Source organism: Streptomyces recifensis (assembly GCF_002154615.1).
Classification (GTDB): domain Bacteria; phylum Actinomycetota; class Actinomycetes; order Streptomycetales; family Streptomycetaceae; genus Streptomyces; species Streptomyces griseoluteus.
In genome coordinates, this window is record NZ_MUNH01000650.1 from 1 (window position 1) to 3,843 (window position 3,843).

A 3,843-nucleotide genomic window follows, 5' to 3' on the forward strand; every position below is an offset into this window, starting at 1 on the left:
AGCTGGCGGCCCGGCTCGCGGCATCGGCGAGCGAACGGTGCCCCTTCGATCCCGAGCCCCGGCTTCCGGGGGCGCGCTGGGTGCTGCCCCGGCTGGTCGGCGAGGTCGGCTTCAGCACCCGGACGCGGGCGGGGCTGCTGCGCCAGCCGAGCTGGCTGCGCCTGCGCCCGGATCTCGCCCCCGAGGACTCGGCGGCGGACCTCCCCGAGGACCTCTGAGCGCGCGGCTGACAGGATTTCACCTGGGGGACAGGTGGGACGGCTTCACAGCGGGCCCTCCGGCCGGGATGCTGAACTGCCCTGTCCCTCAACGCAGTTGGAGATTGAAGTGGGTTCGTCCCCGTCCCGCCGACGGCGCGGCAGATGGCTCGCCGTGCTCACCGGCGCCGCCACCCTCGTGATCGCCTTCCCGGCCGCGGCCTTCGCCGCTCCCCCGCTCGCCCTGCCGGTCAACGCCACGGCCGAGGAGCTGAGGTACCAGCCCGCCTTCGACTACGACACCGACGGCTGCTACTCGACGCCCGCGATCGGCCCCGACGGCACGATCAACCCCGGCCTGAACCCGACCGGCGCGCTCAACGGCAACTGCCGTGACGCCTCCGACCTGGACAACACCAACGGCTACTCGCGCGCCAAGTGCAACAACGGCTGGTGCGGCTACCTGTACGGCCTGTACTTCGAGAAGGACCAGGCCCTGCCCGGCACCAGCATCGGCGGCCACCGCAACGACTGGGAACACGTGGTGGTGTGGGTGCAGGACGGGCAGACGCGGTACGTGTCGACGTCCAACCACGGCTCCTTCACCGTGCACCCGGCCTCCGAGGTCCGCTTCGAGGGCACGCACGCCAAGGTCGTCTACCACAAGGACGGCATCGGCACGCACTGCTTCCGGCTGGCCGGCACGGGCGACGAACCGCCGGAGAACCACAAGCACACCTGGCAGTACCCGGCGCTGGTCGGCTGGGACGGCTACCCGCCCGGTCTGCGCGACAAGCTGAGCACGTATGACTTCGGCAGCGCCAACTTCGGCCTGAAGGACGCGAGTTTCGCCTCGCACCTGGCGTCGGCGAAGCCGGCCGGAATCCCCTTCGACCCGAACGCCTGACCCTCTCGCGGGCCGGCCCGGCGCCCGTCAGGCGGTGCCGGGTTCGGTCCGCTCCTCCAGGTACGCGGTGAGCTGGTGCGCCAGGCTGTCCGGCCCGCAGGCCGCGGCGGTGGCCACCTGGGCGGTCTCGGTGAGGCCGATGCCGCCGGCCCACAGCCTGCGGTCGGTCCACTCGTCGTCCACCCGCAGATGGACCTGGACGTCCACATGGGTGAGCGCGTCCTCGGCGGCGGCCGCGTGGACGACGGCGGTGGCCCGGCGCAGCGGGTACACGTCGAAGCCCTCGATGAACTGCGAGTTGCGCCAGTCGATGAAGGCGCCCTCGCCGTCGGCGCCGACCCGGACGTCGATCTGACCGTCCTCGAGCTGGACGCTGCACGGGCGGGTGCCGCGGTTCTCGATCGTCACCCGGACGCTGAAGTACGTCAGCCCGGCCGCGGCGTCGTCACGCCCCCGGGGCGGCTCGGCCGTCTCCAGACGATGGACGCGGACCCGCAGGCCGGCGTGCTCGCCGTATTCCTGCCAGTCACCGACCACGTTCGGCTCGTACACAGTGCCCCTCTCGACCATCCGCGAGCTGCTGTCTATCCGTGTGCTCAGCACACTGTCAAATGAGCGGAATGCCACATGGCCAGGCGGTTCGCCCGCTTCGCTCGGTGATCAAGCCGTGCCCAGGAGAAACCGTCCGGGCGGGTGCGCGGGCACCGCTCGCGCGCGTGCCGCACATCACTCCGGGCGACCGCCTCTCACGGCCCGCGTCCATGGAGCCACCCAGTCCAAAACCGGGTCAAGACCGACACGGGTTTCGTCCCTTATTGGCATGTTTGTTTGTTTTTGCCGCACACTGGGGAAGAGGGACTTCAGTGCCGAATGTGCCTGTCGTCCCAGCCCGCGAGAGAAGTGCACGCGATGTCTGTAACTGGCAGCACGAAAACCCACCCTCATGACGACGCCCCTGACACGGCCCACGCCTTCGAGCGCCTCGCCGGACTGTCCAAGGGCCCCGAGCGCGCGGCGCTCCGGGACGAGCTGGTGCGGCTGTGGCTGCCCATGGCCGAGCGGATCGCGGTCCGGTTCCGCGGTCGCGGCGAGTCCCTGGAGGATCTGTACCAGGTGGCCGCCCTGGGCCTGGTGAAGGCCGTGGACCACTACGACCCCGAGCGCGGCCGGGCCTTCGAGGCGTACGCGGTGCCGACGATCACCGGCGAGATCAAGCGCCACTTCCGGGACCACATGTGGACCCTGCACGTGCCGCGCCGGGTGCAGGACCTGCGCAACCGGGTCCGCAGCGCCGGCAAGGAACTGGCGCAGACCATTCCCGGCCGTCCGCCCACCGTGGCGGAGCTGGCGGCGCACACGCGGCTCAGCGAGGACGAGGTGCGCACCGGCATGGAGGCGCTGGAGTGCTTCTCCGCGCTGTCCCTGGACGCCGACGTGGCGGGCACGGACGGCTACGCGCTCGGTGACTCCCTGGGCGAGCCGGACCCCGGCTTCGACCTGGTGGTGGACCGGGCGGCCGTGAAGCCCTGCCTGGCGGCACTGCCCGAGCGGGAGCGCACCATCCTCTACCTGCGGTTCTTCCGGGGTATGACGCAGAGCGGCATCGCGGAGCAGCTCGGCATATCGCAGATGCACGTCTCCCGGCTGCTGAGCGGCTGCTTCGACCGGCTCCGCGAGGAACTGCTCACCGAGTCGGGCTGAGCCGGCTCCCGTAGCCCACGTACCTCCGCACCTTTCACTCTTTCGGGCGAGAGCCGCCCGCGTTCGTGACGACCCGCACGCGCTGGGTGGCCGGGGGATGTCACCGCACATCAGGGCCCTCCTGGGGGGTAGTCGGGAGGCAGCCGACCCCCTTTCGGCCGGACACTGGTCGAGACCGGTGGCCGCCGGGCCCCGAGAGCAGGACGCGACCGTCATGAATCACCACACATCCGTCAGCGGTGGCTTGAGGAAGAAGAAGGACACCGTTTCGACGCACTCCGTCTTCGGTGCCCCCTGCTGGGTGAGCCTGACCAGCCGCGACCTCGACGCCACCGAGGAGTTCTACAGCGCCGTGCTGGGCTGGCGCTGGCGCGACGCCCGCCTCGGCGACCATTTCCGGATCGCGCTGGCGGACGGCGTGCCGATCGCCGGCATCGCCGCCGTCGCCGGGATGTGGCAGACCGCGGTGGCCTGGACCCCGTACTTCGCCGTCCCCGACGCCGACGTGGCGGTGGCGCGGGTCCGGGAGCGGGGCGGCACGGCGGCCGTGGGCCCGCTGTCCTTCCCGCCCGGCCGGGGCGCGCTGCTCGCCGACCGGGACGGGGCGACCTTCGGCGTCTGGCAGGGCGAGCTGTTCTCCGACTGGGAGTCCTGGCGCCGCTCCGCCCCCGCCTTCATCCGCCTGCACACCCGCAACGCCTTCGACGCGGCGATCTTCTACGGCGAGGTGCTGGACTGGGCCACCGGGAAGGCGGGCGGCTGCGAGGTCGAGTACGAGGGCGGCGAGGTGGTGCTGCGCAGCCAGGGCACCGTGGTGGCGCGGATCGACTCCGGCGCGGTGGAGGCGGCCCCGGACCCCTCGGTGCGGCCGCACTGGCAGATCCACTTCTCGGTCGACGACGTGGCGCGTTGCGCCCGCAGCGCCGAGAAGCACGGCGGCAGCGTGCTGAGCGAGAGCGAGCGGGAGGCGATCCTGCGGGACCCGGACGGCGCCCAGTTCACGGTGACCGCACGCGGCCCGCGCTGACGGACGGCAGG

5 protein-coding genes are annotated in these 3,843 nt (G+C 71.7%); 4 read left to right on the forward strand and 1 reads right to left on the reverse strand.

Annotated elements, in window-relative coordinates:
* Together CCN33_RS27745 and CCN33_RS27750 are read left to right on the forward strand one after the other, a co-directional pair.
* The coding region (locus CCN33_RS27745; RefSeq protein WP_483027257.1) for an ATP dependent DNA ligase at positions 1-218 on the forward strand (218 nt) is incomplete at its 5' end.
* Positions 219-327: 109 nt separating this feature from the next.
* Positions 328-1,104 (forward strand): NPP1 family protein, encoded by a 777-nt coding sequence (locus tag CCN33_RS27750; protein ID WP_086696159.1) that lies wholly within the window; start codon positions 328-330, stop codon positions 1,102-1,104.
* Between the two features lie 27 nt (positions 1,105-1,131).
* On the opposite strand, the gene CCN33_RS27755 is transcribed toward CCN33_RS27750, so the two are convergent.
* Positions 1,132-1,656, reverse strand: a complete 525-nt coding sequence (locus CCN33_RS27755; RefSeq protein WP_086696162.1) for a hypothetical protein — start codon at positions 1,654-1,656, stop codon at positions 1,132-1,134.
* Between the two features lie 357 nt (positions 1,657-2,013).
* On the opposite strand from CCN33_RS27755, the gene CCN33_RS27760 reads away from it, so the two are divergent.
* Both CCN33_RS27760 and CCN33_RS27765 read left to right on the forward strand, forming a co-directional pair.
* Positions 2,014-2,805 (forward strand): RNA polymerase sigma factor SigF, encoded by a 792-nt coding sequence (locus tag CCN33_RS27760; protein WP_086696160.1) that lies wholly within the window; start codon positions 2,014-2,016, stop codon positions 2,803-2,805.
* A gap of 214 nt (positions 2,806-3,019) precedes the next feature.
* The gene (locus CCN33_RS27765) at positions 3,020-3,832 is read left to right on the forward strand and encodes a VOC family protein (RefSeq protein ID WP_167387962.1); all 813 of its coding nucleotides are present in this window, start codon (positions 3,020-3,022) and stop codon (positions 3,830-3,832) included.
* Positions 3,833-3,843 lie beyond the last annotated feature (11 nt).